This is a genomic window from Brevundimonas diminuta ATCC 11568 (genome assembly GCF_000204035.1).
GTDB classification, from domain to species: Bacteria; Pseudomonadota; Alphaproteobacteria; order Caulobacterales; family Caulobacteraceae; genus Brevundimonas; species Brevundimonas diminuta.
In genome coordinates, this window is the sequence record NZ_GL883082.1 from 1 (window position 1) to 2,257 (window position 2,257).

Consider the following 2,257-nt stretch of genomic DNA (forward strand, 5'->3'; position numbering starts at 1 on the left):
GACTTGGGAGCACCCTCGCGCGGCGGGGTCTCGCGGGGCGTGTCGGGCTCGTCGATCATTGCGACGCCCTCCGGCCCCGCCGCTGATCGCCATCGGTCCGGGTGATCCGCACGACCCGCTGCGGCGCTTCGCCCATGCGCAGTTCCGCCGCGGCGAACAGCCGGTCGACGATGTAATGGTGTCCGCTGACCCGGTAGTTCACGAGTTGGGCGTCGCCGAGCGGGCCGACGACGAACAACGGCGGCGCCTCCCCCTGATCGAGCCGGGCCGGAAACTCGATATAGACCTTCGCCCCGTCGTCCCAGGCGCGGAGCGGCCGCCACGGCGGCGCATCCCCGGTAATCGCATAGCGGAAGCGCAGGTTCTCGACGGCGACGGCGAGCGCGACGGTCTGCGCCGCCGCCGCTGCGTCATTTCCCCTTTGCAGCGCCAGCAACCGGTCCTGCGGATAGGTCCAGGAGATCGCCGCCATCGCGGTCGCATCGGTGCTTTCGAGCGCGAGGTGATAGGCGCGACGCGTCGTGGTGATGACCATGTTGGTGTGCAGCCCTGCCGCGAACGGCTTGACCAGGACATGCACCCGCCGATGGTCGCCGGCTCCGCTCACCGTATCGCCTATGACCCAACGCACTGTATCGCCGGCCGAGACCGCGATCAGTTCCTCGCCCTGCTGAAGCGCAATGTCGCTGACTCGTTCCGGCGCGGCGTAGAGCCGGTAGAGCGCCCCATCGGTCCAGGGGTAGACCTGCACGGCGTTGACGTAGCCCGAGCGTGACGGCTCCTGCGTCGCGGCGCGGTTTGCGGCCTCGACGCTGGCCGTGGGCGAGCCGGTCTCGCGGCGCGCGGAAGGCGCAGGCTGGAGTTGGCCCGGCAGCGGCAACGGAACCGGGGTTTCTACGATCTCGACCGGGGTCGGCGGTTCCGCCGCGACGACGGCGGGCTGGAAGTCGACGGGGTCGTAGGCGATGGCGGGCGGCGGGGTCTTCCCTGCGCACGCGGCGAGCGCCAGGGCGGAGACCCCGGCAAGCGGTAAACGGATCACGGCGTATCTCCTTCGATGGCGGTGATGGCTGGAACGAGAGGCGGCGCCGCTCCGACCGGCGGCTGCGTCGGCGCGGTCGTGTCGAGTTCGCGGGACCAGTCGATCGCGTTGACGAACAGACCAAGAGGGTTCTTGCGAAGCGCGTCGGCCGTCTTCGGGGTGCGAAAGACCGTCGTCAGGATCGCCGTCCAGCGCTCGGTCCTGGCGAGGCTGCCCCGCTCATAGGTCTGCTCGACCCATTTCACCTGGAACGACGAATCCGATGCGCGCACGACGCTAGTGACCTGCACCGACACGCTGCGCTCGCCGATCATGGCGAACGGGTCGTTGGTGCGGGCGTATTCATTGAGAAACCGCGCTCCACGGTCCGTGGCGAAGTCGTACGCCTCTAACCAGTTCTGTTTGACCAGCACGGGGTCGGTCGAGACGGAACGGACGTTGGCGACGAAGCGCGCGAGGTGCCAGATGATCTGGCCGTCGGTCGGACGATAGTTCTGGATAGCGGGCGCGACCGATCGCGCCTCGCCCAGCCGATCGACCTCGACCACATAGGGCGCCACGCGGCTCTGGGTCGACTGCCAGACATTGCCGGCCGCGAGACCGCCGCTGATCATCATGCAGCCGAAGGCCATCAGCCTCCAGTTGCGGGCCTGAACGCGAGCGGAGCCGATCCGGTCGTCCCACATCTGACCGGCCCGTTGGTAGGGCGTTTCCGGCTGAGGGGTCCGGCCATAGCGTTGGATGGGGCGCTTGAATTTCATGCTAGTCGTCCTTCTGGCTGATGTCGGGATTGGCGGGCGCGCCCGGACGGTCGCCGTCCTTCACGGCCTGCGCGATCATGTGCCTTCGGTGACGGGACGCCTGTTCGCTGCGCATGCGCTGCGCCCAGGCCGGAGCGCTGGAAGCGTCGGCATGAGCGCCGGCGCTCCCGCCTGGGACGGCTGCAGCGGGGGCGGAGCCAGCGGGCCGCGTGCTGTTCATCGCGTTCCACGCCGCGTCCTGTCCCTTCTGAGCGCTCTCGCGAAACGGCTGCGAAAGGCGCGATCCGGCGTTCCGGGCTCCCTTCTTCATCGCTCCCGCCGCGGCGCGAGCGACGCCTGACGCGCCGGCTCCGATGGTGGACTTTCCGGCGGCGTTCTGACCGAGTTGGTAAGAGGCGCGAGCCGCCGAGCCCATCGCCGTTCCCGCGCGCAGGCTCGCCATGCCGCCGGACGC

At 69.3% G+C, this 2,257-nt stretch carries 2 protein-coding genes and 1 pseudogene; all 3 read right to left on the minus strand.

From position 1 onward, the window contains the following. Positions 1–55 precede the first annotated feature (55 nt). A complete protein-coding gene (gene trbG / locus BDIM_RS00005) occupies positions 56–1,042 on the minus strand; it encodes a P-type conjugative transfer protein TrbG (protein WP_003163487.1) in 987 nt (328 codons plus the stop codon). Continuing rightward, entirely contained in the window at positions 1,039–1,803 is a 765-nt protein-coding gene (gene trbF, locus BDIM_RS00010; RefSeq protein ID WP_003163488.1) for a conjugal transfer protein TrbF, read from the minus strand. The genes trbG and trbF overlap by 4 nt, the downstream gene beginning before the upstream one ends. A 1-nt stretch (position 1,804) precedes the next feature. Beyond that, a pseudogene (locus tag BDIM_RS17715) lies at positions 1,805–2,257 on the minus strand (P-type conjugative transfer protein TrbL); the annotation flags it as partial.